Origin of the sequence: Profundibacter sp. (assembly GCF_965277155.1) — a bacterium.
Lineage (GTDB): Bacteria > Pseudomonadota > Alphaproteobacteria > Rhodobacterales > Rhodobacteraceae > Profundibacter.
Genome location: NZ_CBDIBV010000011.1, coordinates 284,247 through 309,749, shown reverse-complemented (window position 1 = coordinate 309,749; position 25,503 = coordinate 284,247). Strand labels below are relative to the sequence as shown.

Sequence of the window (25,503 nt, the reverse complement as noted above, 5' to 3'; positions counted from 1 at the left end):
GACAAGGAACGAGGCAGTATGAAGCGCCTGCGCAATGTTAAAATCGTGGCCACTCTGGGGCCGGCATCCAATGACTATGACACAATCCGCGCCCTGTTCGAGGCCGGCGCCGATGTGTTCCGCCTGAACATGAGCCATGGCGAGCACGAGGAAATCCGCGAACGCCACCGGATTATCCGCAAGATCGAAAAAGATCTGGATCGCCCGATCGCCATTCTGGCCGATTTGCAGGGGCCAAAACTGCGCTGTGGTACATTCGCCAACAAGGCGGCAGAACTGGAGGACGGGCAGGATTTCCGGTTCGATCTGGATAAGGCACCCGGCGAAAACCACCGCGTGCGTTTGCCCCACCCCGAGATTTTTGCGGCGCTAAAACCCGGCGCGACCCTGTTGGTGGATGATGGCAAGATTGAAATGAAGGTGAAGGAATGTGGTGAAGATTATGCAGATTGCACCGTCATTGTCGGGGGTACGATTTCAAACCGCAAAGGGGTGAATGTGCCAGACGTGGTGTTGCCTCTGGCGGCGCTATCGAAAAAGGACCGCAAGGATCTGGAATTTGTCTGCCAGTTGGGTGTGGATTGGCTGGCACTATCATTTGTACAGCGCCCCGAAGATGTGACCGAAGCACGCGAATTGGCGCAGGGCCGCGCAGCGATTCTGTCGAAGATCGAAAAACCCGCGGCCGTGACGGCGTTCAAGGATATTCTGGACGTATCGGATGGCATCATGGTGGCCCGTGGTGATCTGGGCGTGGAACTGCCGGTGCAGAATGTACCACCGATCCAGAAGAAACTGATCCGTGGCTGCCGCGCTGCCGGTAAACCGGTGATCGTGGCCACACAGATGCTGGAAAGCATGATCGACAGCCCGGTCCCCACCCGCGCTGAGGTGTCGGATGTGGCGACAGCGATTTACGAGGGCACAGACGCCATAATGCTGTCGGCTGAGTCAGCCGCTGGCCGGTTCCCGATCGAAGCTGTAACAACCATGAACAACGTCGCAATCGAGGTTGAAAGCGATCCGATCTATCGCGATGTGATCGAAGCCTCGCGCAAATTGAAACGCAGCACGGTGGCCGACAGTATCGTTGCTGCAGCCCGTGAAATTGCCGAAACCACCGATATCAAGGCAATTTGCTGCTTTACCCAATCAGGCACAACCGCCCTGTTGACCGCCCGCGAACGCCCCAGCGTGCCGATTATTGCGCTGACCCCGCTTACCGGTACCGCGCGGCGCCTATGCCTGAGCTGGGGGGTGAATTGCTATTTCTCTGGTGATGTAGACCGCTTCAAAATGGCTGTGGTCAGCGCCGCCCGCGCCGCCCGCTCCTCGGGGTTGGCAACGGAAAAGGACCAGATTGTCGTCACGGCCGGTGTGCCCTTCAATGTGCCCGGAACCACCAATATCCTCAGGGTTGCGCCCTGCGAAGAAAGGTTGATTTTCCGTTCTGAACAGGAATAATACCTTCCTTACAGTGTGTGCTCTGGAGGGTTATTGATGAATGCGGATCTATTTCTGGTAATTGGCCTGATCGTTTGCGGTCTGGCCATACCGTCGATTGTCAGTTCATTTATCGATCGCCGGTCGCCGCGGATTGCGTCGATCATGGTGATGATTGGTGGCGGAATGATCATGATCGCCATTCTGCAAAAGCCCAGTGGATATAGCTTTCAGGAGATTCCTCAGGCCTTTGCCCGTGTGATTGGAAAATATACCAACTAAGCACCGCAACTGACGCGTTTTTCTCTTGTCATATGGCCCTAAGCGGCCTATACGGCGCATCTTGATACCGCGCGACCGGCTGGTAAGGCATGCCGAGTCGCGTTTTTAACCGCCCAAGAAGGAGACGGAAATGCCTAAAATGAAGACGAAATCGAGCTGCAAAAAGCGGTTCAAGGTCACGGCCAAGGGCCGTGTCAAAGCAGGTCAGGCCGGCAAACGCCACGGCATGATCAAGCGCACAAACAAATTCCTGCGCAACGCGCGCGGCACAACCACGCTGTCGGCTCCTGATGAGAAAATCATCAAGTCGATGATGCCATACAGCCGCTAAGGAGGGTTTGAACAATGAGAGTTACTTCAGGTCCAACGACCCAAGCCCGCCACAAGAAAGTCATCAAAGCCGCCAAAGGCTTTAAAGGTCGCCGTAAGAACCTGTTCAAAACAGCAACACAGGCTGTGGACAAGGCGAACCAATACGCAACACGTGACCGCAAGCAGCGGAAACGCAATTTCCGCGCCCTGTGGATTCAGCGGATCAACGCCGCCGTGCGCAGCCACGACGAAGCGCTGACATATTCGCGTTTCATCAACGGCCTGTCCAAAGCGGGCATCGAAGTTGACCGCAAGGTTCTGGCCGATCTGGCCGTGAACGAGCCGGCTGCCTTTACAGCGATCGTTGAAAAGGCCCAGGCCGCGCTCGCGTAAAACTGCCCCCTTCACGGGGAATGAATTTGAACAAGCCGCGGCCCTTTTTTCGGGTTTCGCGGCTTTTTCTTTGCCTGCGCTTTGTGTTAGCAGGGCTGTGACCAAACGAAGGAATGTCTGATGGACGCGCTACGACAGAAATATATCGACGCCATTGCCAATGTTGCGGATGAATCCGCGCTCGAGGATCTGCGCGTTGCCGCTGTGGGCAAGAAAGGCGAGGTTTCGCTGAAAATGCGCGAGCTGGGCAAAATGACGCCCGAGGAACGGCAGGTGGCCGGTCCCAAGCTGAATGCGCTCAAGGACGAGATCAACTCGGCCATCGCCGCCAAAAAGGCCGCTTTGGCCGATGCCGCGCTGGACGAACGCCTGCGCAGCGAATGGCTGGACGTAACGCTGCCATCGCGCACCCGTCCCCGTGGCACCATCCATCCGGTGTCACAAGTGACCGAGGAAGTATCCGCCATTTTCGCCGATATGGGGTTCAAGGTGGCCGAGGGGCCGCAGATCGAAAATGACTGGTATAATTTCGACGCGCTGAACATCCCGCCACACCATCCGGCCCGTCAGGAATTCGACACCTTCTATATGAACCGTGCCGAGGGCGACAACCGCCCGCCGCATGTATTGCGCACCCACACATCCCCCTTGCAAATCCGCGCGATGGAGAAAACCGGTGCCCCGATCCGCGTGATTGCACCGGGACGCGTTTATCGTAGCGACTATGACCAGACCCACACGCCGATGTTCCATCAGGTCGAGGGCATGGCGATTGGCAAGGATATTTCCTTGGCCAACCTGAAATGGGTACTGGAAGAATTCTTTGCCGCGTTTTTCGAAATCGACGGCATCAAAACCCGTTTCCGCGCCTCGCACTTCCCGTTCACGGAACCATCGGCCGAGGTCGACATCCAGTGTTCATGGGTCGACGGCCAGTTGCGCATTGGCGAGGGCGATGGCTGGATGGAAGTTCTTGGCTCGGGCATGATGCACCCCAAGGTGTTGCAGGCCGGTGGTATTGATCCCGACAAATGGCAGGGCTTTGCCTTTGGCATGGGCATCGACCGGATCGCGATGCTGAAATACGGCATACCGGATTTGCGGGCGTTCTTTGACAGCGATTTGAGGTGGTTGCGGCACTACGGATTTGGCGCACTGGATGTGCCGACGCTGCACGGTGGGTTGTCGCGGTGATCATAGACCTCCAAGACACATACCCCGGCGCGGGCACATTCACCTTGGGTGAAGACGCTGAAACATCCGCCGCTCTGATCGCATTGGTGCGGGCCAAGACCAAGCACGCGGAATGTGCGGCGCTGGCGGAATTTGGTGGTGACGAGGCCTCGATGCCCAAGGTCGGGCGTTGCGATATCATTGCCAACTGGGACGGCACACCGGCGGTGGTGATCAAAACCACTTCGGTCAAAACCCTGCCGTTTGACAAGGTCACCGAGCGCATGGCGCTGGCCGAAGGCGAACATGAAACACTGGCCGAATGGCGCAAGGCCCGCGAGACGCATTTCAAGCGAAACGGCGGGTTCACCCCCGACATGCCGCTGGTGTTTGAATTTTTTGAAGTGGTCGAGAATTTGATCGGCAGTGAAATTGACCCGGACGAGGAAACAAAATGAAATTCACTCTCTCTTGGCTAAAAGACCATCTGGAAACATCGGCCAGCCTCGATGAAATTCTCTATGCCCTCACCGATCTTGGGCTGGAGGTGGAAGAAGTGATCAACCCCGCCGATGCTTTGTCTGATTTCACTCTTGGCTATGTGAAAAAGGCCGAAAAGCATCCCGATGCCGACCGTCTGCGCGTATGCGAGGTGGAAACGGATGAGGGTATGAAGCAGATCATCTGTGGTGCGCCGAATGCCCGTGAAGGCATCACTGTGGTGGTGTGCAAGCCGGGCATGTATATTCTGGGTCTTGATCTGACCATCAAGGTTGGCAAAATCCGCGGCATCGAATCCCACGGGATGATGGCCTCGGAAAAGGAACTAGAGCTGTCGGACGAACACGATGGCATCATCGAATTGCCTTCGGGCGAGGTGGGCCAGAAATTCGTCGATTGGCTGGCCGAAAACGACCCCGCCAAAGTGGACCCTGTGATCGATATTGCCATTACCCCGAACCGCCCCGATGCGCTGGGCGTGCGCGGCATTGCCCGCGATCTGGCGGCGCGCGGGTTGGGCACGTTGAAACCGGCGAAAACGGCGCAGGTCAATGGCACCTTTGAAAGCCCGATCAAGGTGACGATTGACGAAGATGCAAGCACCAACGGGTGCGAAGTGTTCATGGGCCGCCTGATCAAAGGGGTGAAAAACGGCCCCAGCCCTGAATGGTTGCAACAACGCTTGCGGGCGATCGGATTGCGCCCCATTTCGGCGCTGGTGGACATCACCAATTTCTTTACCATCGACGCCAACCGCCCGCTGCACGTGTTCGATGCCGACAAGGTTTCGGGCAACTTGCGGGTGCATCGCGCCAAGGGTGGCGAGACCCTGATCGGGCTGGATGAAAAGGAATATACGTTTTCTGACGGCATGGTGGTGATTTCCGATGACAACGGCATTGAAAGCATCGGCGGTATCATGGGCGGGCTGGAAACAGGTGTGACCGGCGACACCGTGAATGTCTTTCTGGAGGCCGCCTTTTGGGATGCGATCGAGATTGCCAAAACCGGCCGCGCGCTGAAAATCAATTCGGACGCCCGCTATCGCAATGAACGCGGGATTGATCCGCTGTTCAACGCACCTGCGCTGGAACTGGCCACGCAGATGATCCTTGACCTTTGCGGTGGCGAAGCATCCGAGGTGGTGCAGGCGGGCGAAGTGCCGGATGTATCGCGTGCCTATCAACTGGATACCGACCGCGTGCAATCGCTGGTCGGGATGGAGATCGCACCGGAAACCCAACGGGAAACGCTGACGGCGCTTGGCTTTGTTCTGGATAACAAGGACATGGCGCAGGTGCCCAGTTGGCGGCCCGATGTGCAAGGGTCTGCCGATCTGGTCGAGGAAGTGGCGCGGGTTGCGTCCCTGTCCAAGCTGGAAGGCAAACCGATGGCGCGCGACCACGAAGGCGTAGCGCGACCCATTTTGACACCGATGCAACTGCGCGAGGGTATGGCACGGCGCACGATTGCGGCGCTGGGCTATAATGAATGCGTGACCTATTCCTTTATTGATCAGGCCAGTGCCGGATTGTTCGGCGGCGGCGATGACGCGACCATGCTGGACAACCCGATTTCATCGGAAATGAGCCACATGCGCCCCGATCTGCTGCCCGGTCTGTTGCAGGCTGCCGCCCGCAATCAGGCCCGCGGTTTCGCCGATATGGCCCTGTTCGAGGTTGGCCCCGCCTTTAGCGGTGGCGAGCCGGGCGAGCAGCATCTGCTGGCCACCGGCATTCTGATCGGCCACACCGGCCCCAAGGATGTGCATGGGGAACGCCGTGCCGTGGATGTCTATGACGCCAAGGCCGATGCCGAGGCGGTTTTGTCCGCCATCAAAGCCCCCGCCAAGGCGCAAATCCTGCGGGGGTCACCGGACTGGTGGCATCCGGGGCGGTCGGGCAACATCTGTCTGGGGCCGAAAAAGGTGATGGCGACTTTCGGCGAACTGCACCCCAAGGTGCTGGCGGCAATGGATGTGAAGGGGCCTGCGGTGGGCTTTACCGTGTTCCTTGAAGAACCCCCCTTCCCGCGTAACAAATCCGCCACCCGTCCAGCGCTTGCCTTGCGGGATTTGCAGGCGGTTGAACGGGATTTCGCCTTTGTGGTGGATGAAGGGGTAGAGGCCCTGAAGCTGGTGAATGCGGCGGCCAGTGCGGATGTCAAACTGATTGAATCCGTGCAGGTGTTTGACGAATTCATCGGTGGATCGCTGGGCGAGGGCAAGAAATCGCTGGCGATTTCGGTGCGCTTGCAACCGGTTGAAAAGACACTGACGGAAGAAGATATCGCGGCTGTGTCCGAAAAGGTGATTGCCAAGGTGGCCAAGGCAACCGGTGGCGTTTTACGCGGGTAGCTAAATGGTGGCCCCTTCACGGGGCCGCTTTATGTCTCGGCCCCGTGAAGGGGCCTCGGGGTGCCTGCGGCGCGGATATTTGGGCCATTTGGAAGGAAACAAATATGCTGAAAGTTTACTTGTCAGGTGAAATCCACACAGACTGGCGCGAGCAGATTATTGATGGCGCCAAAGGGCTGGATGTGGAATTTTCCGCACCGGTGACAGATCACGAGGCTTCGGATGATTGCGGGGTGACCATTCTGGGGGCCGAGCCTGACAAGTTCTGGCATGACCACAAAGGCGCCAAGCTGAACGCGATCCGCACCCGCAAGGGGATTGCGGATGCCGATGTCGTGGTGGTGCGCTTTGGTGATAAATACAAACAATGGAACGCGGCCTTTGATGCGGGCTATGCGGCGGCGCTGGGCAAGTCCCTGATCGTATTGCACGGGCCGGACCACCAGCACGCGCTGAAAGAGGTGAACGCGGCGGCTTTGGCTGTGGCCGAGGAACCGGCACAAGTAGTGCAGATTTTGCGCTATGTGTTGACGGGTGAACTGCCCTAAGCTGGGTCTTATGACCTTTGACTATATCATTATCGGCGGTGGCTCGGCGGGCTGTGTTCTAGCGGCACGTCTAAGCGAGGATGCGGATGTTTCGGTTTGCCTGCTGGAATCCGGCGGGGCGGGCAAGGACATCTTTATCCGTGCGCCCGCGCTTGTGGCGGCGATGGTATCCGGGCCGCCAAAGATTAACAACTGGGCGTTTCACACGGTGCCGCAGGCGAGCCTGAACGGGCGGCGCGGGTTTCAGCCGCGCGGGCGCGCGCTGGGCGGGTCCAGCGCGATCAACGCGATGTTGTATGTGCGTGGGCATCCCAAGGATTATGATGAATGGGCCGATCTGGGCTGTGATGGCTGGGGCTGGTCCGAAGTGCTGCCCTATTTCAAACGGGCCGAGGGCAATGCACGCGGGGGCGGTGATCTGAGTGGTCACGACGGGCCACTGAAAGTGATGGACCAGAACGCGCCGCTGGGGATTTCGCAGGCGTTTATCGAGGCGGCTGAGGCACAGCAAATCCGCCGCAATGACGATTTCAATGGTGCGCGGTAAGAGGGCGTGGGCCTGTATCAGGTGACGCAATACCCGGACGGGTCGCATAAGGGCGAACGCTGTTCGGCGGCGGCGGCCTATTTGCATCCGGTGCTTGGGCGCAAGAACCTGACGGTGATCACCCGGGCCGAGGTGTCGCAGATTGTGATCAAGGACGGGTGGGCCACCGGGGTTGCCTACCGGCGCAAGGGGGCAGATCATCTGGCAAAGGCGCGGCGTGAAGTGATCCTGTCGGCGGGGGCTTTTGGCTCGCCAAAACTATTGATGCTGTCGGGGATTGGGCCGGTGGATGAATTGCAGGCGCACGGGGTCAGCGTGGTGCAGGAATTGCCTGGTGTGGGGCAAAACCTGCAGGACCATCTGGATTACATTATTTCCTATAAATCGAAACGGCGGGATGTGATCGGCCTGAACCCGATCGGCCTGACGCAACTGGCCCGCGCAGGGCTGAAATGGCGCAAGTCGGGCGAAGGGATGTTCACCACCCCCTTTGCCGAGGGTGGGGCGTTCATCCGCTCTGATCCGGCGCAGGGGCGACCGGATTTGCAACTGCATTTCGTGGTCGGGATTGTGGACCAGCACATGCGCAAAATCCATCTGGCGCACGGGTTCAGTTGTCATGTCTGTGTGCTGCGGCCACAAAGTCGGGGACGGGTCGGGCTGTCCGATGCCAACCCCGCCAGCCCGCCACGGATTGACCCGGCGTTCCTGTCGGACCCTGCTGATTTGCAGGCACTGGTGCGCGGCGCGCGGATTATGGATGATCTGCTAAAGGCCGAACCTCTGACGCCGTGGCGGGGCAAGCGGCTCTATCCGGTGGATGGAACCGATGCGGGGTACGAGGCCGACATCAGGACGCGGGCGGATACGATTTACCACCCCGTCGGCACCTGCCGGATGGGGCGGGATGATATGGCGGTGGTTGACCCGGACCTGCAGGTGCGCGGGGTGGCCGGTTTGCGGGTGGTAGATGCCTCGGTCATGCCGCGGCTGGTGGGCGGCAATACCAATGCGCCCACCATCATGATTGCGGAAAAAGCGGCAGATATGATCCGGCGGGGCAGGTAGTCCGCTGCCCCGCATCTGATGCGGGACCTGCCGGATTTTCGGGAACAGGCCTCGGATCAGGTCCGGGGCTGCTGTGAAATCAGTCGCGCGGCGGCTGGCGCAGGCCTTTGTAAACTGCCGGACGTTCCAGAAACCGGTCCAGATAGGCCGGCACATTATCCAGATCGTCCCAGTCCACCAGATCGCCCGCCTTGTAATGGTCGCGGACAATCCGCAGCCAGGGTGCAATTGCAATATCGGCGATGGAATATTCACCGCAAACCCAATCGCGCCCCTCAAGCTGTCCATCCAGCACTTCCAGCAGACGTGCGCTTTCTTCGATATAGCGTTTGGCGGGGCGGGGGTCTTCGATCTCCTTGCCAGCAAAGAAGGTGAAATATCCAAGCTGCCCGAACATCGGCCCGATGCCGCCCATCTGGAACATCAGCCATTGGATGACCTGATAGCGCCCCACCGGATCCTTTGGCATCAGTTTGCCGGTCTTCTCGGCCAGATAGATCAGGATCGCTCCGGATTCAAACAGCGGCATCGGTTTGCCGTCCGGTCCGTCCGGGTCAATGATCGCGGGGATTTTGTTATTCGGATTCAGCGACAGGAATTCCGGCGTAAACTGGTCGCCATCGGCAAAATCGACCTTATGTGCCTCGTAGGGCAGCCCCAGCTCTTCCAGCATGATGGAAACCTTGACGCCATTAGGGGTCGGTAGGCCGTAATACTGGATAACATCGGGGTTTTTCGGGGGCCAGCGTTTGGCGATCATGAAATCAGACAGATCGGTCATGGGGATGCTCCGTTATGGTTCAGGGGAGACATAAGCCTTTTTTCCCCGATAAAAAGTTACCGAATGGTTGATTTTCATGCTATTGCCTGTGCGCACGCGCGCAATAGAAAAATGTGCCTGTGCGCACGCGCGCAATAGAAAAATGAAACGCGCATAAACGAACTGGGAAAATGGGACGCAATCATGCTTAAAGAGTTCAAAGACTTCATCGCCAAAGGCAACGTCATGGATATGGCCGTTGGCATTATCATCGGTGCTGCATTCACCGCAATCGTCGGATCACTGGTATCGGATTTGATCAACCCGATCATCAGCCTGTTTATGGGCGGAATAGATTTTTCGAACATGGGTATTCAATTAAGCGAAGGTGAAGACGGGGCTGTATTTGCTTATGGCAAATTCATCATGGCGATCATCAACTTTGTGATTATCGCTTTCGTGGTGTTCCTGTTGGTCAAAGCCATGAACAAAACCAAGAAAAAAGAAGAAGAGGCGCCCGCAGCTGATCCGGGGCCGAGCGAACTGGACATCCTGATGGAAATCCGGGATTCGCTGAAAAAGTAGGTTTTCAAAACTGCGAACAATGAAAGGCCCGCCGAAGATTCCGGCGGGCCTTTTTCGTTATTTAATCAGCAACGATGGTGAAATCACGTCAATTCCCAGGGCTTCACCAACCGCGTAATAGGTCAACTGCCCCGCATGGACATTCAGCCCGGCCAGCAGATGCGGATCATCCGCGCAGGCCTGTTTCCAACCCTTGTCGGCCAGCGCCAGCATGAAGGGCATCGTGGCATTGCCCAATGCGATGGTCGAGGTGCGGGCCACCGCGCCGGGCATGTTGGCCACGCAATAATGCATGATACCGTCGACCTCGTAAATCGGGTCTTGGTGAGTGGTGGCGTGCGAAGTCTCAAAACACCCGCCCTGATCGATCGCCACATCCACCAGCGCCGCACCGGGCTTCATATGCGAAAGGTCCGCACGGCTGACCAGTTTGGGGGCGGCGGCACCGGGGATCAGCACTGCGCCAACCACCATATCAGCAGCATAGACCAGCTCTTTCGTGTTGCCGACCGAGGCATAGCTGGTTTTGAAATCGCGTCCGAACACATCGTCCAGATAGCGCAGCCGTGATAGCGAGCGGTCCAGCACGGTCACATCCGCGCCCATGCCTGCCGCAACCCGTGCCGCATGGGTGCCAACCACCCCGCCGCCGATTACAACCACGCGGGCAGGTCCGACACCAGGCACACCGCCCATCAGCACACCGCGCCCGCCATTGGCCTTTTGCAGGGTCCACGCGCCCACTTGCGGTGCCAGCTTGCCCGCCACTTCGGACATCGGTGCTAGCAGCGGCAGGCCACCGTTGGCGTCGGTCACGGTTTCATAGGCAATCGCGGTGCAACCGCTGGCCAGCAGGTCTTTGGTCTGCTCGGGATCTGGGGCAAGATGCAGATAGGTGAACAGCACTTGACCCTCGCGCAACATCTTGCGTTCAACCGCCTGCGGTTCCTTTACCTTGACGATCATATCGGCGGTCTTGAACACCTCGGCTGCGGTGCCGATAATTTCTGCCCCCGCCGCGATATAGTCGTCATCGCTAAATCCCGCTCCGACACCGGCCTGTGTTTCAATCACAGTCTTATGGCCGTGCGCCACGGCTTCACCGGCGGCAATCGGCGTCATCCCGACGCGGAATTCTTGTGGTTTGATCTCTTTCGGACATCCGATAATCATGGCATTTCCTCCTTGCCTATATGCGCAAGCTATTGACCTTTGCACGCAATTGCTTTGAAAAGAACGGGTGGGAATAGCGCTAACTGCGCAAGGTTATCCCGTTATTGGCCAAATAGGTGAAAGAAATGAGCGTAATATCGGAACTGGACAGTATAGATCGTCGCATCCTTGTCGCCCTGCAAAAACGCGGGCGGATGTCGAATGCGGATCTGTCGGAAAAGGTGAACCTGTCGCCCTCGGCCTGCCATCGTCGGGTGCAGCGGCTGGAAACGGACGGTTTTATTAAGGACTATGTTGCGCTGCTGGACCCGCGCAAACTGGGGCGCCCCTCGACCGTGTTTGTGGAAATCACCCTGTCCGGTCAGGCCGACGAAGTATTGGAGGCATTCGAGCGCGAAGTTGCTAAAATCCCCGATGTGCTGGAATGTCACCTGATGGCGGGCACCGCCGATTACCTGTTGAAAGTGGTGGCGCAGGATACCGAGGATTTCGCCCGCATCCACCGCCGATATCTGGCGCGCTTGCCCGGGGTGGCGCAGATGCAATCCTCCTTTGCGCTGCGCACCGTGTTCAAAACCACAGCCTTGCCGGTATAGCCATGCAACCCGCCGAACAACCAGCCCAATCGATCTGGGAAACCACCAGCCCGCCGCGAAAGCCTTCGTCGGCACTCACCGAGCCTGCCAAATCCGACATCGTGGTGATCGGCGGCGGGTTGACCGGCCTGTCCGCCGCCCTGCATTTGGCACGTGGCGGCCATCAGGTCGCTTTGCTTGAGGGGCGCACAATCGGCTATGGCGGTTCAGGGCGTAACAATGGGCAGGTGATCCCGATCCTATCCGCGGCCGAGCCCGACCGAATTGGACGCGAATATGGCGAGGTGGGGGAACGCTTTGTCCACCTGTTAAAAAATAGCGCTGATACATTGTTCAACCTGATCCGTAGCGAAAACATAGATTGCGAGGCCAACCAGACCGGTTGGTTTCAGCCCGCCCATTCCGCAGCCCACATGCGCCTGTCGCAATCCCGCGTCACCGCTTGGGCAAAACGCGGCGCACCGGCAACCTTGCTGGATCGTGATCAGGCCCGCGAATTGATCGGCTCGCCCCGCTGGTTCGGCGGCATGTTCAACCCCACCGGCGGGCATATCAACCCTTTGATGTTCACCCGTGGAATGGCGGATGTTTGCGAAAAGGCGGGTGTGACGATTTACGAAAATACCCCCGTTCAGGATGTCAAGCGTGCCTGCCAGAACTGGCTTGTGAAAACGCCGGACGCTACGATTGTCGCCGGTGCTGTCCTGCTGGCCACCAATGCCTATACCGGTGCGTTGGCCGCGCAGCTTGCCCCGAAAATCCGCCGTTCCTTTGTGCCGATCACATCGTGGCAAATGGCAACCGAACCGCTGACCGAAGAACAAAACGCCAGCATCCTTCCCACCAATCCGGCCATATCCGACACGCGGGGCGATCTGCATTTCTTTCGCAAGGACGCCCGCAACCGCCTGATCACCGGCAGTTCCCTGATGCTTAAAACCAACGCCCATGCGCGGCTGCGCAAACATATCGCCAAACGGCTTGCCGATACTTTCCCGCAAATGCCCGATGCCCGTTTCAGCCACATCTGGTGCGGCTACGTTGGCATCACCACCGACTTTTTCCCGCGCTTTCATGAATTAGGACCGAACTATATCAGCTTTACCGGCTACAACGGGCGCGGCCTTGCCCTGACCATCCCGTTGGGGATTGAATTGGCCAATGCCTTAACGGGAGCCGGACAGGATGACCTTGCCATCCCCTTCACTGCCCCGCGCCAAATTCCGTTTCATGCCATCGGCAAACATGTTGCCCCTGCGGCGCTTGTCAAATACCGCTATCGCGACATCCGTCCGCCGCGCCTTTGAAAGGATCAAAACGATGACTGACAAACCCATGCCCATGATCGAAAAACGCCGGATCGAGGCCGAGATTATCGGCGAAATCTATGCGGTTCTGAAAGAACGCCACGGCAAAGAGGAAGCACAGGAAATCATCCGCATATCGGTGGCCAATTCCGCCATCACGCAGGGCCGCGAATTCAAGGCGAAATACGATCATGAACCCACGCTGGCCGACCTGGCCGCCAACCACCATCTGTGGGACATGGACAACGCGCTTGAGCGGACCTACCTGCAGGAAACCGACACCGCATTGGATTACAATATCACCCGCTGCGAATACGCCCGCATGTATCGCGACATGGGGCTGGGTGAAATTGGCCACCTGTTGTCCTGCAATCGCGATGGCAGTTTCTGTATCGGGTTTTCTGACAACATCGATCTGACCCGCACCCAGACCATTATGGAAGGCGCGGATCACTGCGATTTCCGGTACCGCTTGAAATCCTGAACCTGCGTTTATGCGGCGTCAAAATCCAGAACCAGCTTTTCGGACGTCGGCCGCGTCTGGCAGGCCAGCGTAAATCCGGCCTCAAGTTCCCACGGCTCCAGCGCATAATTCACCGCCATTTCGGCTGATCCTTCGGTCACCCTGCAACGGCAGGTGCAACACATCCCGCCCTTGCAGGAATAGGGCAGCTCCAACCCCTGCCGCGCCGCTGCCGCGACGATATTTTCATCACCTTCCTCGACGCGGAATTTCTTGCGGCTACCATCCAGAATAACCTCGACCTCGACCCCGCTTTCGGCCACGGCTTGCGCAGCCTTAGACCGTTTGCGCGGCGCCTCTCCATCCGGCGTAAAGCGTTCGGAATGGATGATATTTTCCGCCACCCCCAAATCGGACAGCACGGCGGAAACATCCGTAATCATCTCGCCCGGACCACACAGGAATACCCCGTCAGCTGCCCCCAGATCAATCGCGCCCGCCTTGGCCATACGCTCGATCTTGTCGCCGGTGATCCGGCCATTCAGCAGCGGTATATCCTGCTCCTCGCGGCTCAGGATATGGATCAGGGTAAAGCGCCCCATATATTGATCCTTCAGCGCCTCAAGCTCGCTGCGAAACATCACATGTTTGAAATCGCGATTGCCGTAAACCAGTGTCACCCGCACACCCTTGACCAGCGCTGCATTGGCAATCGAAACCATCGGCGTAATACCGGAGCCTGCCGCGATCAGTAAAATATCCTGCTGATCCTGTAACATAAACCGCCCTTCCGGTGGCATCACCTGCACGGTATCCCCCGCCTTCAGACCCTGCGCATAGGTCGAAAACAGCCCGTCGTCGACCTGCCTCACGCCGACGCACAAAGGCGCATCCGGTGCCGAGGCGATCGAGTAGGACCGCCGCACATCCTGCCCGTCAATATCCGTCCGCAAGGTCAGATATTGCCCCGGTACATAGGCGAATTCCGAGACCAGTTCCTGCGGCATCGCGAACTCCAGAGCCACCGCATCCGCACCCTCTTGCCGGACACCGGAAATCACCAATTCATGAAACGCCATGTGCAACTCTCCTTAGATGCATTTGAAATAGTCAAACGGCTCCTGACACGTTTTGCAACGGTAATGCGCCTTGCAAGGGGTCGAGCCGAATTCGCTTAGTCTTTCTGTATCCGTCGCGCCGCAACGCGGGCAGGTCACAACGGTTTCGCCAAACAATGCCCGCTTGGAATTGCTGGCCTTTTGCGGCGGGGCAATGCCGAACGCGCGCAGCTTTTCGCACCCCTCGTCGCTGATCCAGTCGGTGGTCCACGGCGGGCTGATCACCCGTTCAATGCGCGGCTTGAATCCCGCATCGCGCAGGGCGTCGGCAATCGCTTCCTCGATAAACTGCACCGCTGGGCAGCCCGAATAGGTCGGGCTGACCCGCGCCACGGCCACATCTCCCTCCATCACCACCTCGCGCAGGATGCCCAGTTCGGCCACCGTCACGCAGGGCAGTTCCGGATCCGGCACCGCTGCCGCCACATCCCATGCTTTGGTCGCCGTCACCACGTCGCCCCGGGGTGGGCGCACTGCAAATACTGCATGTCCGACAGCATACGCCCCAGCACTTCGGAATGCATCCCGTCACGCCCGCCGGTTTGTCCATAAACCGGCTCGGGCCAGTCCAGATTTGCCTCGGCAAACACGGCCTTTACGCTGGCTTCCCACGCAGGGCGGATTGCCGCCCGATCCGGCAACACATCGCAGTCCCCGCCGGAAAACAGCTCTTCCCAATAGGGGTGCAGATCAACAACCGCCGCCTGCATCCGCGCTGCACTTTCCTCGGTGCCATCGCCCATCCGCACAATCCATTCGCCCGCGTGGCGCAGGTGATAGGCCATCTCTTTCACCGCCTTGCCCGCAATACCGGCAATCACGCTGTCGGATGACGTAAGAGCCGCCTGCCAGAACGGTTCCATAAAGGCCGCAAAATAGAATTCCCGCAGCATGGTATGGGCGAAATCGCCATTCGGGCGCTCGACCAGTAGGCAGTTCATATATTCCCGTTCATTGCGCAGATAGGCCAGATCATCTTCGCTGCGCCCTTTGCCCTCGACCTCGGCGGCATAAGCATATAGCGCGCGCGCCGTGCCGATCAGATCCAGTGCAAAGTTGGACAGCGCCAGATCCTCCTCCAGCATTGGCGCATGGCCGCACCATTCCGACAACCGGTGCCCCAGCACCAGATGATCATCTGCCAGTTCGATCAAAGCCCGATACAGCGCCATCACATATGCCCCACATCGTCAGGGATTTTATAAAACGTTGGATGGCGGTAAATCTTATCCTCGGCTGGGTCAAAATTTTCGCCTGCCCGCGCCGGATCGGACGCCGCAATTGCGTCGGAGCGAACCACCCAGATCGAGGTCCCTTCCTCGCGACGCGTATAGACATCGCGCGCCGCACTTAATGCCAAAGCCTCGTCCGCCGCATGCAGGCTGCCCACATGTTTATGCGCCAGCCCGTTGCGCGGCCGGATAAATACTTCCCAAAGTGGTGTCACATCACCCATCAATCCATCCTTATTATCGTTCCAGAAATATCCCACGGGGGTGCGGGGGTGTGAAACCCCCGCTCCTGCCCTTAACCCTTATTCGGCGGCGACTTTGGCCGCCCGTTTTTCCGCATGCGCCAAGGCCGCTTCCCGAACCCACGCGCCATCTTCCCACGCATCCTTGCGCATCTGCACACGTTCGCGGTTCATCACCCCGTCGCCTTTGACCACGCGCCAGAATTCGTCCCAGTCGATGTCGCCATGCTCGTAACTGCCCTTTTCTTCGTTCCATTTCAGATCGGGGTCGGGCACGGTTAGCCCCAGAAATTCGGCTTGCGGCACGGTGGCGTTGATGAATTTCTCGCGCAGCGCGTCATTGGAAAACCGCTTGATCTTCCACTTCATCGACTGTTCCGAATGGGCGCTGTCGCCATCATGCGGGCCAAACATCATCAGCGCGGGCCACCAGAACCGGTTCAGCGCATCCTGCGCCATTTCCTTTTGTTCCTTGGTTCCATTGCACAGGGTCAACATGATTTCATACCCCTGCCGCTGGTGGAAACTTTCCTCGGCACAAACGCGGATCATTGCGCGGGCGTAGGGGCCATAGGAACAGCGGCACAGCGCCACCTGATTCATAATTGCCGCCCCATCGACCAGCCAGCCGATCGCGCCCATATCCGCCCAGCTAAGGGCAGGATAGTTAAAGATCGACGAATACTTGGCCTTGCCCGCGTGCAATTCCTCGGTCATCTGCTCGCGCGTTACACCCAGCGTTTCGGCGGCGGAATACAGATACAGACCATGTCCGCCCTCGTCCTGCACCTTGGCCAGCAGCGCCAGCTTGCGTTTCAGACTGGGCGCGCGGGTGATCCAGTTGCCTTCGGGCAACATGCCGACGATTTCGGAATGGGCGTGCTGGCCGATCTGGCGGATCAGCGTGCGGCGGTACCCTTCGGGCATCGCATCGGTCGGCTCGATCTTTTCCTCGGCATCAATGCGCGCCTGAAAAGCAGCCAGAAATTCATCTGTTTCCTCGGTGCGGCTGTCCGCCCCGATCAATCCTTGTGAATACATGTTCGCCGTCCTGTTGTTTCTGGCTGCGACAATATGTTACAAAAGCAATCTGTCAATTGAATTTTTGTAACATATAGAAAACTTGCACTTAGCAAGGTTTCACGAATAGTTTCGCCTATGAAAAACACTCTGCTTTCCTTTGGACACGGCTATTCGGCGCAGGCGCTGGGGCGTGTGCTGATTCCCCTTGGCTGGCGCGTGATTGGCACCACACGGGATGCTGAAAACCTGCCCGCGATTTCCGGACAGGGGACCGAGGCGCTGCTTTGGCCCGGCTCGGACATGTCGGACGCACTGGCACAGGCCACGCATCTACTGATTTCAACCGCACCGGATGATGCGGGCGATCCCGTGCTGAAGGCCTTGCGCGATGACATTGCCAATGCGCCCAATCTGGAGTGGGTCGGCTACCTGTCCACCATCGGCGTTTACGGCAATCACGATGGCGCATGGGTGGATGAAGACACCCCCCTGACCCCTGCCACCAAACGCGGGCAGTTGCGGGTCAAAGCCGAAGCCGCATGGCAGGCGCTGGCAGCTGAAACCGGATTGCCGCTGCATATTTTCCGCCTTGCCGGCATCTATGGTCCCGGACGTGGCCCCTTTGCCAAGGTGCGCCGGGGCACCGCGCGGCGGATCGTCAAAAAGAACCAGCTGTTTTCGCGTATTCATGTCGAGGATATCGCGCAGGTCCTACTGGCCTCGATCAATCACCCCGACCCGGGCCGCATATATAACGTCTGCGATGATAACCCCGCGCCGCCGCAGGATGTGATTGCCTATGCGGCTGAATTGCTGGGCCTGCCGGCGCCGCCAAAAGAAGATTTCGAGGCCGCAGAAATGGCACCAATGGCGCGCAGTTTCTATGCCGAGTCAAAGTCGGTGCATAATGACCGGATCAAGGATGAGCTGGGCGTCACGCTGCGCTATGCGAGCTATCGCGAGGGTTTACAGGCGCTGTTGCAGGCAGAAGGCCGAATTCTTCGGTGACATTTGCGAATCAGCGGCCTATGGTGTGACCGAGCAAACTTGTCACTCCAACGTCCCCGCAAGAAGGCGAAGCAGGTCGTGGCCAAACAGACTGATTTTTCCGCGCGATGCACCCGCTGGATGAACCGCTTTCATGCGCGGCGCAGTGCACGGGCGCGGGCGGCCACCGGATTTACCTCGCAACCTGAACCGCGCACCATCGGATCATTTGCACGCGGGCGCCAGTTAGTGGCGGGGAATTACCAGTTTGCGGGCTATCTGATCACCGACAAGAAAACGGATCTGTGGGATATAACGCCCCCCTCGCCGGAATTCAAAGAAGAGCTGCACGGGTTTCGTTGGCTGGATGATCTGGCCGCAGTCGGGGATTTACCCGCGCGCAAGGCGGCACAGGACTGGGTGTTTGAATGGATCAAACGCTATGGGCGTGGACGGGGTATCGGCTGGACGCCTGATCTGACCGGGCGACGGCTGATCCGCTGGATCAACCATGCGCTGTTCATCCTGAACGGACAGGACAGTGCGGCCAGCGGGCTGTATTTCCAATCCCTTGCCCAACAGACGATTTTTCTTAGCAAACGCTGGAAAGTGGCGTCCTCGGGGCTGCCGCGGTTTGAGGCGCTGACGGGCTTGATCTACGCCGGTCTGGCGCTATCGGGCATGGAAGAACATGTAAAACCGGCACTCAAGGCACTGGCCAAGGAATGTCGTGAGCAGATAGATGACGAAGGCGGCATTCCGACCCGCAACCCCGAAGAATTGCTGGAGGTCTTTACCCTGCTGATCTGGGCCGCCGCGGCCCTTAGCGAAGCAGGGTGGGTGACGCAAAAGGATCATCTGGCCGCGATTGAGCGGATCGCCCCGACATTGCGGGTGTTGCGCCACAGCGACGGCGGGTTGGCACGGTTCCACGGTGGTGGGCGCGGCACCGAAGGCTGGCTGGACCATGCCCTTGCCGCCAGCGGGGTGCGCAGCACGCGCGAGGATGGGTTGTCAATGGGCTATGCCCGGCTGAAAGGCGGGCGCACCAGTGTGATTGTGGATGCCTCGCGCCCGCCGCAGGGCGCGGATTCGGTGCGTGCCCATGCCTCGACACTTGCCTTCGAACTGACCTCGGGGCGTCGGCCGCTGATCGTGAATTGCGGCTCCGGCATTTCTTTTGGCGCGGACTGGCAACGCGCTGGTCGTGCAACACCGTCGCATTCGGTTCTGGGGCTTGAGGGGGTTTCATCATCCCAACTGGGCAAACGAAGGGGTGAAGAGCAGGAAGTGCTGGTGCGCACCCCGAAAGAAGTTGAATCAAAGCTGACGAGCAATAGCAATCTGATCAGTCTTGAGGCCGGCCATGACGGGTATCAGGCCAGCCATGGTTTGATACAGGGGCGCCGGCTGGAGCTGACCGTGGACGGGCGCGCATTGAACGGCGAGGATGCGTTGCTGGCCCCCTCGAAGGCCGACAAACGCCGGTTTGATGCGGCGCTGAATGCGGTAAAGCTGCAAGGTATCCCCTTTACCATCCGGTTTTATCTGCACCCCGATGTGGATGCCTCGCTGGATTTGAGCGGGGCGGCTGTGTCGCTGGCGCTGAAGAGTGGCGAAGTCTGGGTCTTCCGCCATGACGGCAAGGCACAATTATCGCTGGATAACAGCATTTATATGGAAAAGAACCGGCTGAAACCCCGCGCGGCAAAACAGATTGTTTTAACTTCCCGCGCAATCGGTTACGAGAGCCGCGTGCACTGGACTCTGGCCAAGGCCCAGGACACACCCGACAGCCTGCGCGATCTGGCGCGCGATGACATTGATATTCTGTAAACAGCACCGAATGGGGAAACTGAATGACCAACAACCTGCCAATCCGCCGCGCCCTTTTGTCCGTATCGGACAAAACCGGCCTAATTGAACTGGGTCGCGCGCTTGCCGACTTTGGCGTCGAATTATTGTCCACCGGCGGGTCTGCCAAGGCGCTGCGCGATGCGGGGCTGACGGTGACGGATGTGGCCGATGTAACCGGCTTTCCGGAAATGATGGATGGACGGGTGAAAACCCTGCACCCGAATGTGCATGGCGGTCTGCTGGCCCTGCGCGATAATGATGATCATCTGGCAGCGATGAAGGAACACGGCATAGCGGGGATCGACCTGCTGGTGGTCAATCTGTACCCGTTCGAGGAAACCGTGGCCAAAGGTGCCGATTATGACACCTGCATTGAAAACATCGACATCGGCGGCCCCGCGATGATCCGTGCCGCCGCCAAGAACCACGCCTTTGTCACCACCATTGTTGATGTCGAGGATTACGAAAAACTGCTGGGCGATATGGGCAAGCACAACGGCGCAACCTGCCCGAAATTCCGCAAACGCCGCGCCCAAATCGCCTATGCGCGCACCGCGGCTTATGACGCGGCTGTTTCGACATGGATGGCCGATGCCATCGGTCTGGACACCCCGCGCCGCCGTGCCTTTGCTGGCACCATCGCCCAGAAACTGCGCTATGGCGAGAACCCGCATCAGTCGGCGTCGTTCTATCTGGACGGCAGCAACCGGCCCGGTGTGGCAACAGCGGTTCAGCATCAGGGCAAAGAGTTGTCCTATAACAACATCAACGACACCGATGCGGCGATCGAACTGGTGGCGGAAATTGATGCGGCGGACGGCCCCGCCTGCGCCATCATCAAACATGCCAATCCCTGCGGAGTGGCCCGTGGCAAAACGATGGTCGAGGCTTACCGCGCTGCGTTCAACTGCGATAATGTTTCCCCCTTTGGCGGCATCATTGCACTGAACCAGCGGCTGGATGGGGCCACCGCCGAGGAAATTTCCAAAATCTTTACCGAAGTTGTAATCGCACCCGGTGCCGATGCCGATGCAATGGAGATTTTCGCCAAGAAGAAGAACCTGCGCATGCTGACTGTTGACGCACTACCCGATCCGCGCGCGGCCGCACTGACCTACCGGCAAGTGTCCGGCGGGATGCTGGTGCAGGACAAGGACAACGGCCATATCGCACTGGCCGATCTGAAGGTTGTGACAAAACGCAAGCCTACAGACGCCGAACTGGCCGATCTTATGTTTGCATGGCGGGTGGCCAAACACGTCAAATCCAACGCCATAATATACGTCAAGGACGGGGCAACCGTTGGCATTGGTGCAGGCCAGATGAGCCGCGTTGACAGCACCCGTATTGCAGCCCGCAAAGCACAGGACATGGCCGAGGTTCTGGGGCTGGACCAGCCGCTGACTGTGGGTTCTGTCGTGGCATCGGATGCGTTTTTCCCCTTTGCAGACGGGTTGCTAAGTGCTGCCGAGGCTGGCGCAACAGCGGTTATCCAACCGGGCGGATCAATGCGTGATGACGAGGTGATCAAAGCGGCGAATGATGCCGGTTTGGCCATGGTCTTTACCGGTATGCGCCACTTCAGGCATTAGGAAGGATTATTTAATGCGGCTGACCTTTTGGGCCGGTTTCTGGACGTTTATGCTGGATCAGGCATCAAAATACCTTGTGGTACATTTCCTGAACTTGCGCGAGCGGGGCGAGATTGATGTCTTGCCCCCCTTTCTGAATTTTCGCATGGCGTGGAACCAGGGGATCAATTTTGGCCTTTTGAACACCAGCCGCTGGGTGCTGATTGCGCTGGCATTGGCGATTTGTGCGTGGGTAATTTTTTGGATGAAGCGGGAAAAGCATGGGCGATTGGCTTATCTGGCTGCAGGTTTGCTGATTGGTGGTGCTTTGGGGAATGTGCTGGACCGGATTCTGTACGGGGCAGTGGCGGATTTCCTGAATATGTCCTGTTGCGGCTTTGAAAACCCGTTTTCATTCAATATTTCCGATATAGCGGTATTTGCGGGCGCATTTGGGTTGATCTTTTTCGCTGGAGAAAAGAAGACTAGGTGACGGCGCCGATTGGATCGGTTAAACAGCGCTATAAGAGGTGAAGGAGACATCAATGCCAAAGGCCCGTGGTTTTACCGCCATTGCTTTGATCGCCGTTCTGGCGCTGTCGGCTTGTGGCGGGCGGAACAAGGATCCGCAGTTGATGCATATCCGCTCGAATACGTCGGGACCGGACGAGTTTACTATTCTGCCGGGAAAACCGCTGGAATCCCCTGATTTTGACGCTGAATTGCCCGCGCCAACACCGGGCGGTACCAACCTGACCGATCCAACGCCCAAGGCCGATGCCGTGGCTGCGTTGGGTGGCAACCTTGCGCGGGTGGCGACAACGGGCCCAAACAATATCGGACGTGGGGACGGGGGGCTGGTAAACCACGCCCGTCGATTCGGGGTGAATCAAAATATTCGTCGGACACTTGCCGCCGAAGACCTTGCATTCCGCCGTGACCACAAAGGGCGCGTGTTTGAACGCTGGTTCAACATCAATGTCTATCTAAAAGCCTATCGCAAGGTTTCGCTGGATCAGCACCGTGAATTGGAGCGGTTCCGGCGTCTTGGCGTTCGCACACCTTCGGCCCCGCCCGATCCAAAACTATTCCAGTAGGTATGTGCTCACAAAACCGCTAGCAGGGCTTGTGGTGGGCGCAAGGGTGCATAGATTAACCCAACACGAATTACATCGGAGACCCTAATGCGCATTCCCGGTCTGGCCCTTGTGGCCCTGACGCTATTGATCCGCCCGCTTTGGGCGCAAGAGATCAGCAATTTCACTTTGGACAACGGTATGGATGTGGTGGTGATCGAGGATCACCGCGCGACTGTGGTTGTGCATATGGTCTGGTATCGGGCCGGCGCGGCCGATGAAACACCCGGTGTGTCCGGCGTGGCGCATTTTCTGGAACACCTGTTGTTCAAGGCCACTGATGATATGAAGGCCGGCGAATTGTCCGATACCGTAGCCGCCAATGGTGGTTCGGACAACGCATTCACCACGCAGGATTACACCGCCTACTATCAGCGGGTTGCGGCGGATCGTCTGGATCTGATGATGAAGATGGAATCCGACCGGATGCGCGATTTGCGCCTGACAGTGGATGATATCGCCACCGAACGCGATGTCATTCTGGAAGAGCGCAACATGCGGGTGGAAAACAACCCTGACGCCCTGTTTGGCGAACAACGCCGCGCGGCGCAGTATCTGAACCACCCTTATGGCACGCCCACCATTGGCTGGAAGCACGAGGTTGAAAAACTGGCGCTTGAAGATGTGTTGACCTATTACCGCCGCTACTACGCCCCCAACAACGCCATTCTGGTGGTCGCGGGCGATGTGGATCCCGCCAATGTTCTGGAACTGGCCAAAAAGCATTACGGCCCGCTGGCCCCGACCAAAGGGCTGGCACCGCGCCACCGTACCGAAGAGCCGCCGCAACTGGCCGAACGCCGCCTAACCTATGTCGACCCGCGGGTTTCCCAGCCCTATGTGATCCGCACCTATCTGGCACCGGAACGCAATCCGGGTGATCAGAAACAGGCTGCGGCACTGACCATGTTGTCCGAATTGCTGGGCGGAAACGGGCAGACTTCGTTTCTGGGGCGCAAACTGCAATTTGAAACGCAAAAGGCAATTTATACATCGGCGTTTTACGACGGGATGTCGCTGGATAAAACCACCTTCGGGCTGGTGATCGTGCCCAGCGATGGCGTGTCCTTGGCTGATGGCGAAGCAGCGCTGGACAAGGCCGTGGCCGAATTCATCGCGGAAGGCGTGGATATGGACCAATTCGCGCGGATCAAGATGCAGATCAAAGCCGATCTGATTTACCAGCGCGACGACGTGCAGGCGATGGCCAATGATTATGGGGCTGCGCTGACATCGGGTCTGACGCTGGAGGATGTGAAGGCATGGCCGCAGGTGTTGCAGGATGTGACACCCGAAGAAGTGATAGAGGCCGCAAAACTGTTGCAGGACAAACGTCAGGCGGTCACATCGTGGCTGACCAATCCGGCCGCACAGAAAATGACCAAGGCAGAGGTGACGCAATGAAACGGATTTATCTGGCGTTCATCGCGCTGCTGACATTTTCGGTGGTCGCACAGGCCGAAGTCAAAATTCAGGAAGTGACCTCGCCTGGTGGGATCACCGCCTGGCTGGTCGAGGAACACTCGATCCCGTTCACTGCCCTTGAAATCCGCTTTAAAGGCGGGGCCAGTCTGGACCCCGAAGGCAAACGCGGGGCGATCAATCTGATGGTCGGTCTGCTGGAAGAGGGCGCTGCCGACAAGGACGCACGCCAATTTGCCGCAGCTACCGAAGGGCTGGCTGCCAGTTTCGGCTTTGATGTGGGGGACGATGCGATGTCGGTCTCGGCGCAGTTTCTGACCGAAAACCGTGATGAGGCTATGGCGCTGTTACGCACAGCCTTGCAGGAACCCCGCTTTGATGATGACGCAATCGCACGGGTAAAGGCGCAGGTGGTTTCGGCGATCCAGTCGGCGGCAACAGACCCCGACAAGATTTCCGGCCGCACCTTTGACCGGTTGGCCTTTGGCGATCACCCCTATGCGACATCAATCAACGGCACGCTTGAATCCGTTGCGGCCCTGACCCGCGACGATCTGCTTGCGGCCAAGGATGCGGTGATGGCGCGGGACCGTTTGTATGTGGGCGCGGTGGGCGACATCACGCCCGAGGAACTGGGCAAACTGCTGGATGATCTGCTGGACGACTTGCCCGCGGACGGGGCCAAGATGCCTGAAAAGGCGCCGTTCCTGTTAAAGGGCGGAAAGACGGTAGTGCCGTTTGACACACCGCAATCGGTGGTGACATTCGGGCAGGAAGGGATTGAACGCCATGATCCCGATTTCTTTGCGGCTTATATCATGAACACCATTCTGGGTGGAAGTGGCCGACAATCGCGCCTGATGGAAGAAGTGCGCGAAAAGCGTGGTCTGACCTATGGCGTTTACAGCTATCTTCTTCCGAAGGACTACGCAGCGCTGTATATGGGGCGCGTGGCCTCGGCCAACGATCGCGTGGCGCAGGCGGTGCAGGTGATCAAGGGCGAGTGGGTCAAGATGGCCGAAAACGGTGTTACAGCCGAGGAACTGGAAGGGGCCAAGACCTATCTGACCGGCGCCTATCCGCTGCGGTTTGACGGCAACGGGCCGATTGCCAATATTCTGGTCGGGATGCAGATGGATGATCTGCCGATTGATTATATTGCCACCCGAAATGACAGGATAAATGCAGTGACGCTCGATGATGTGGCCCGTGTGGCCAAACGTCTGGTGCGACCTGATGATCTGCATTTTGTCGTGGTCGGACAGCCGGAAGGGCTGGAAAGCACACAATAAGGGGCGGAACTGTTATCTTTGAAAGAAAACAGGACGAAATCTTTGCAAAATTTCGGGGCGCCGGTTTATCCGGTTAACCATAAACCCCTGTGGTCGAATCGGGGGCGGGTATGCTA

At 58.3% G+C, this 25,503-nt stretch carries 26 protein-coding genes and 1 pseudogene; 20 read left to right on the top strand and 7 right to left on the bottom strand.

Annotated elements, in window-relative coordinates; all coding sequences use genetic code 11:
- Window positions 1-18 precede the first annotated feature (18 nt).
- The 9 genes and pseudogenes from pyk (at window position 19) to ACQY4M_RS14060 (ending at window position 8,623) form a co-directional block, all read left to right on the top strand.
- Window positions 19-1,464 (top strand): pyruvate kinase, encoded by a 1,446-nt coding sequence (gene pyk / locus ACQY4M_RS14100; RefSeq protein WP_428545290.1) that lies wholly within the window; start codon window positions 19-21, stop codon window positions 1,462-1,464.
- Between the two features lie 36 nt (window positions 1,465-1,500).
- On the top strand, window positions 1,501-1,725 hold the full coding sequence (locus ACQY4M_RS14095) for a hypothetical protein (RefSeq protein ID WP_428545287.1): 225 nt from the start codon (window positions 1,501-1,503) through the stop codon (window positions 1,723-1,725).
- Window positions 1,726-1,855: 130 nt separating this feature from the next.
- Complete coding sequence (rpmI, locus tag ACQY4M_RS14090) at window positions 1,856-2,056, top strand: 50S ribosomal protein L35 (protein ID WP_428545284.1); 201 nt, start codon at window positions 1,856-1,858, stop codon at window positions 2,054-2,056.
- Window positions 2,057-2,070: 14 nt separating this feature from the next.
- Complete coding sequence (rplT, locus tag ACQY4M_RS14085) at window positions 2,071-2,430, top strand: 50S ribosomal protein L20 (RefSeq protein ID WP_428545281.1); 360 nt, start codon at window positions 2,071-2,073, stop codon at window positions 2,428-2,430.
- Between the two features lie 120 nt (window positions 2,431-2,550).
- A complete protein-coding gene (pheS, locus tag ACQY4M_RS14080) occupies window positions 2,551-3,624 on the top strand; it encodes a phenylalanine--tRNA ligase subunit alpha (RefSeq protein WP_428545278.1) in 1,074 nt (357 codons plus the stop codon).
- On the top strand, window positions 3,621-4,061 hold the full coding sequence (locus ACQY4M_RS14075) for an ASCH domain-containing protein (protein ID WP_428545275.1): 441 nt from the start codon (window positions 3,621-3,623) through the stop codon (window positions 4,059-4,061). The genes pheS and ACQY4M_RS14075 overlap by 4 nt, the downstream gene beginning before the upstream one ends.
- Window positions 4,058-6,460: a phenylalanine--tRNA ligase subunit beta gene (gene pheT / locus ACQY4M_RS14070; protein WP_428545272.1), complete on the top strand. Its 2,403-nt coding sequence runs from the start codon at window positions 4,058-4,060 to the stop codon at window positions 6,458-6,460. The genes ACQY4M_RS14075 and pheT overlap by 4 nt, the downstream gene beginning before the upstream one ends.
- Before the next feature lie 104 nt (window positions 6,461-6,564).
- A complete protein-coding gene (locus ACQY4M_RS14065; RefSeq protein WP_428545269.1) occupies window positions 6,565-7,008 on the top strand; it encodes a YtoQ family protein in 444 nt (147 codons plus the stop codon).
- Window positions 7,009-7,018: 10 nt separating this feature from the next.
- Window positions 7,019-8,623: pseudogene (locus ACQY4M_RS14060) on the top strand (GMC family oxidoreductase).
- Window positions 8,624-8,702: 79 nt separating this feature from the next.
- Here ACQY4M_RS14060 and ACQY4M_RS14055 read toward each other — a convergent pair.
- Window positions 8,703-9,404, bottom strand: coding sequence for a glutathione S-transferase family protein (locus ACQY4M_RS14055; RefSeq protein ID WP_428545266.1), 702 nt, complete (start codon window positions 9,402-9,404; stop codon window positions 8,703-8,705).
- Window positions 9,405-9,587: 183 nt separating this feature from the next.
- Here ACQY4M_RS14055 and mscL point away from each other — a divergent pair, with 183 nt between their 5' ends.
- Window positions 9,588-9,968 (top strand): large conductance mechanosensitive channel protein MscL, encoded by a 381-nt coding sequence (gene mscL, locus ACQY4M_RS14050; protein ID WP_428545263.1) that lies wholly within the window; start codon window positions 9,588-9,590, stop codon window positions 9,966-9,968.
- A gap of 57 nt (window positions 9,969-10,025) precedes the next feature.
- Here mscL and ald read toward each other — a convergent pair whose 3' ends face one another.
- Window positions 10,026-11,141 carry an alanine dehydrogenase gene (gene ald, locus ACQY4M_RS14045; protein ID WP_428545260.1) on the bottom strand — a complete coding sequence of 372 codons (1,116 nt, stop codon included), beginning with the start codon at window positions 11,139-11,141 and terminating at the stop codon, window positions 10,026-10,028.
- A 125-nt stretch (window positions 11,142-11,266) separates the two neighbouring features.
- On the opposite strand from ald, the gene ACQY4M_RS14040 reads away from it, so the two are divergent.
- From ACQY4M_RS14040 to ACQY4M_RS14030, 3 genes are read left to right on the top strand one after another with little or no spacing between them, the layout of a single operon-like run.
- Window positions 11,267-11,737: an Lrp/AsnC family transcriptional regulator gene (locus tag ACQY4M_RS14040; protein WP_428545257.1), complete on the top strand. Its 471-nt coding sequence runs from the start codon at window positions 11,267-11,269 to the stop codon at window positions 11,735-11,737.
- A 2-nt stretch (window positions 11,738-11,739) separates the two neighbouring features.
- Window positions 11,740-13,044: an NAD(P)/FAD-dependent oxidoreductase gene (locus ACQY4M_RS14035; protein ID WP_428545254.1), complete on the top strand. Its 1,305-nt coding sequence runs from the start codon at window positions 11,740-11,742 to the stop codon at window positions 13,042-13,044.
- A 13-nt stretch (window positions 13,045-13,057) separates the two neighbouring features.
- Window positions 13,058-13,528 carry an L-2-amino-thiazoline-4-carboxylic acid hydrolase gene (locus ACQY4M_RS14030; RefSeq protein ID WP_428545251.1) on the top strand — a complete coding sequence of 157 codons (471 nt, stop codon included), beginning with the start codon at window positions 13,058-13,060 and terminating at the stop codon, window positions 13,526-13,528.
- Between the two features lie 8 nt (window positions 13,529-13,536).
- Here the strand turns inward: ACQY4M_RS14030 and ACQY4M_RS14025 are convergent, their stop codons facing one another.
- The 5 genes from ACQY4M_RS14025 to paaA form a co-directional block, all read right to left on the bottom strand.
- Window positions 13,537-14,586 (bottom strand): 2Fe-2S iron-sulfur cluster-binding protein, encoded by a 1,050-nt coding sequence (locus ACQY4M_RS14025; RefSeq protein WP_428545248.1) that lies wholly within the window; start codon window positions 14,584-14,586, stop codon window positions 13,537-13,539.
- A gap of 12 nt (window positions 14,587-14,598) precedes the next feature.
- Window positions 14,599-15,075, bottom strand: a complete 477-nt coding sequence (gene paaD, locus ACQY4M_RS14020; RefSeq protein WP_428545245.1) for a 1,2-phenylacetyl-CoA epoxidase subunit PaaD — start codon at window positions 15,073-15,075, stop codon at window positions 14,599-14,601.
- Window positions 15,072-15,797: a 1,2-phenylacetyl-CoA epoxidase subunit PaaC gene (gene paaC, locus ACQY4M_RS14015; protein ID WP_428545242.1), complete on the bottom strand. Its 726-nt coding sequence runs from the start codon at window positions 15,795-15,797 to the stop codon at window positions 15,072-15,074. Before paaC ends, paaD begins: the two co-directional genes overlap by 4 nt.
- Window positions 15,797-16,081 (bottom strand): 1,2-phenylacetyl-CoA epoxidase subunit PaaB, encoded by a 285-nt coding sequence (paaB, locus tag ACQY4M_RS14010; protein WP_428545239.1) that lies wholly within the window; start codon window positions 16,079-16,081, stop codon window positions 15,797-15,799. Before paaB ends, paaC begins: the two co-directional genes overlap by 1 nt.
- 78 nt (window positions 16,082-16,159) lie before the next feature.
- The gene (gene paaA / locus ACQY4M_RS14005) at window positions 16,160-17,140 is read right to left on the bottom strand and encodes a 1,2-phenylacetyl-CoA epoxidase subunit PaaA (RefSeq protein WP_428545236.1); all 981 of its coding nucleotides are present in this window, start codon (window positions 17,138-17,140) and stop codon (window positions 16,160-16,162) included.
- Between the two features lie 117 nt (window positions 17,141-17,257).
- Here paaA and ACQY4M_RS14000 point away from each other — a divergent pair, with 117 nt between their 5' ends.
- The 7 genes from ACQY4M_RS14000 (at window position 17,258) to ACQY4M_RS13970 (ending at window position 25,387) form a co-directional block, all read left to right on the top strand.
- Entirely contained in the window at window positions 17,258-18,130 is an 873-nt protein-coding gene (locus ACQY4M_RS14000) for an SDR family oxidoreductase (protein ID WP_428545233.1), read from the top strand.
- Window positions 18,131-18,250: 120 nt separating this feature from the next.
- Window positions 18,251-19,945 (top strand): heparinase II/III family protein, encoded by a 1,695-nt coding sequence (locus ACQY4M_RS13995; RefSeq protein ID WP_428545637.1) that lies wholly within the window; start codon window positions 18,251-18,253, stop codon window positions 19,943-19,945.
- Between the two features lie 23 nt (window positions 19,946-19,968).
- Window positions 19,969-21,558 (top strand): bifunctional phosphoribosylaminoimidazolecarboxamide formyltransferase/IMP cyclohydrolase, encoded by a 1,590-nt coding sequence (gene purH, locus ACQY4M_RS13990; RefSeq protein WP_428545230.1) that lies wholly within the window; start codon window positions 19,969-19,971, stop codon window positions 21,556-21,558.
- 13 nt (window positions 21,559-21,571) lie between these two features.
- Window positions 21,572-22,030 (top strand): signal peptidase II, encoded by a 459-nt coding sequence (gene lspA, locus ACQY4M_RS13985; RefSeq protein ID WP_428545634.1) that lies wholly within the window; start codon window positions 21,572-21,574, stop codon window positions 22,028-22,030.
- A 52-nt stretch (window positions 22,031-22,082) separates the two neighbouring features.
- On the top strand, window positions 22,083-22,634 hold the full coding sequence (locus ACQY4M_RS13980; protein ID WP_428545227.1) for a DUF3035 domain-containing protein: 552 nt from the start codon (window positions 22,083-22,085) through the stop codon (window positions 22,632-22,634).
- 87 nt (window positions 22,635-22,721) lie between these two features.
- On the top strand, window positions 22,722-24,077 hold the full coding sequence (locus tag ACQY4M_RS13975) for a M16 family metallopeptidase (RefSeq protein WP_428545224.1): 1,356 nt from the start codon (window positions 22,722-22,724) through the stop codon (window positions 24,075-24,077).
- Window positions 24,074-25,387, top strand: a complete 1,314-nt coding sequence (locus tag ACQY4M_RS13970) for a M16 family metallopeptidase (protein ID WP_428545221.1) — start codon at window positions 24,074-24,076, stop codon at window positions 25,385-25,387. Before ACQY4M_RS13975 ends, ACQY4M_RS13970 begins: the two co-directional genes overlap by 4 nt.
- Window positions 25,388-25,503 lie beyond the last annotated feature (116 nt).

Bases quoted from the DNA above. Each gene is read 5' to 3' on its own strand.
- ACQY4M_RS14065 (WP_428545269.1), top strand. From the start codon at position 6,565: ATGCTGAAAGTTTACTTGTCAGGTGAAATCCACACAGACTGGCGCGAG.
- ACQY4M_RS14000 (WP_428545233.1), top strand. From the start codon at position 17,258: ATGAAAAACACTCTGCTTTCCTTTGGACACGGCTATTCGGCGCAGGCG.
- ACQY4M_RS14030 (WP_428545251.1), top strand. From the start codon at position 13,058: ATGACTGACAAACCCATGCCCATGATCGAAAAACGCCGGATCGAGGCC.
- ACQY4M_RS14095 (WP_428545287.1), top strand. From the start codon at position 1,501: ATGAATGCGGATCTATTTCTGGTAATTGGCCTGATCGTTTGCGGTCTG.
- pheS (WP_428545278.1), top strand. From the start codon at position 2,551: ATGGACGCGCTACGACAGAAATATATCGACGCCATTGCCAATGTTGCG.
- ACQY4M_RS14035 (WP_428545254.1), top strand. From the start codon at position 11,740: ATGCAACCCGCCGAACAACCAGCCCAATCGATCTGGGAAACCACCAGC.
- ACQY4M_RS13980 (WP_428545227.1), top strand. From the start codon at position 22,083: ATGCCAAAGGCCCGTGGTTTTACCGCCATTGCTTTGATCGCCGTTCTG.
- ACQY4M_RS14040 (WP_428545257.1), top strand. From the start codon at position 11,267: ATGAGCGTAATATCGGAACTGGACAGTATAGATCGTCGCATCCTTGTC.
- lspA (WP_428545634.1), top strand. From the start codon at position 21,572: ATGCGGCTGACCTTTTGGGCCGGTTTCTGGACGTTTATGCTGGATCAG.
- paaA (WP_428545236.1), bottom strand. From the start codon at position 17,140: ATGTATTCACAAGGATTGATCGGGGCGGACAGCCGCACCGAGGAAACA.
- ACQY4M_RS14055 (WP_428545266.1), bottom strand. From the start codon at position 9,404: ATGACCGATCTGTCTGATTTCATGATCGCCAAACGCTGGCCCCCGAAA.
- pheT (WP_428545272.1), top strand. From the start codon at position 4,058: ATGAAATTCACTCTCTCTTGGCTAAAAGACCATCTGGAAACATCGGCC.
- paaB (WP_428545239.1), bottom strand. From the start codon at position 16,081: ATGGGTGATGTGACACCACTTTGGGAAGTATTTATCCGGCCGCGCAAC.
- ACQY4M_RS13995 (WP_428545637.1), top strand. From the start codon at position 18,251: ATGAACCGCTTTCATGCGCGGCGCAGTGCACGGGCGCGGGCGGCCACC.
- purH (WP_428545230.1), top strand. From the start codon at position 19,969: ATGACCAACAACCTGCCAATCCGCCGCGCCCTTTTGTCCGTATCGGAC.
- pyk (WP_428545290.1), top strand. From the start codon at position 19: ATGAAGCGCCTGCGCAATGTTAAAATCGTGGCCACTCTGGGGCCGGCA.
- ACQY4M_RS14025 (WP_428545248.1), bottom strand. From the start codon at position 14,586: ATGGCGTTTCATGAATTGGTGATTTCCGGTGTCCGGCAAGAGGGTGCG.
- mscL (WP_428545263.1), top strand. From the start codon at position 9,588: ATGCTTAAAGAGTTCAAAGACTTCATCGCCAAAGGCAACGTCATGGAT.
- ACQY4M_RS13975 (WP_428545224.1), top strand. From the start codon at position 22,722: ATGCGCATTCCCGGTCTGGCCCTTGTGGCCCTGACGCTATTGATCCGC.
- rplT (WP_428545281.1), top strand. From the start codon at position 2,071: ATGAGAGTTACTTCAGGTCCAACGACCCAAGCCCGCCACAAGAAAGTC.
- ACQY4M_RS13970 (WP_428545221.1), top strand. From the start codon at position 24,074: ATGAAACGGATTTATCTGGCGTTCATCGCGCTGCTGACATTTTCGGTG.
- ald (WP_428545260.1), bottom strand. From the start codon at position 11,141: ATGATTATCGGATGTCCGAAAGAGATCAAACCACAAGAATTCCGCGTC.
- rpmI (WP_428545284.1), top strand. From the start codon at position 1,856: ATGCCTAAAATGAAGACGAAATCGAGCTGCAAAAAGCGGTTCAAGGTC.
- paaC (WP_428545242.1), bottom strand. From the start codon at position 15,797: ATGGCGCTGTATCGGGCTTTGATCGAACTGGCAGATGATCATCTGGTG.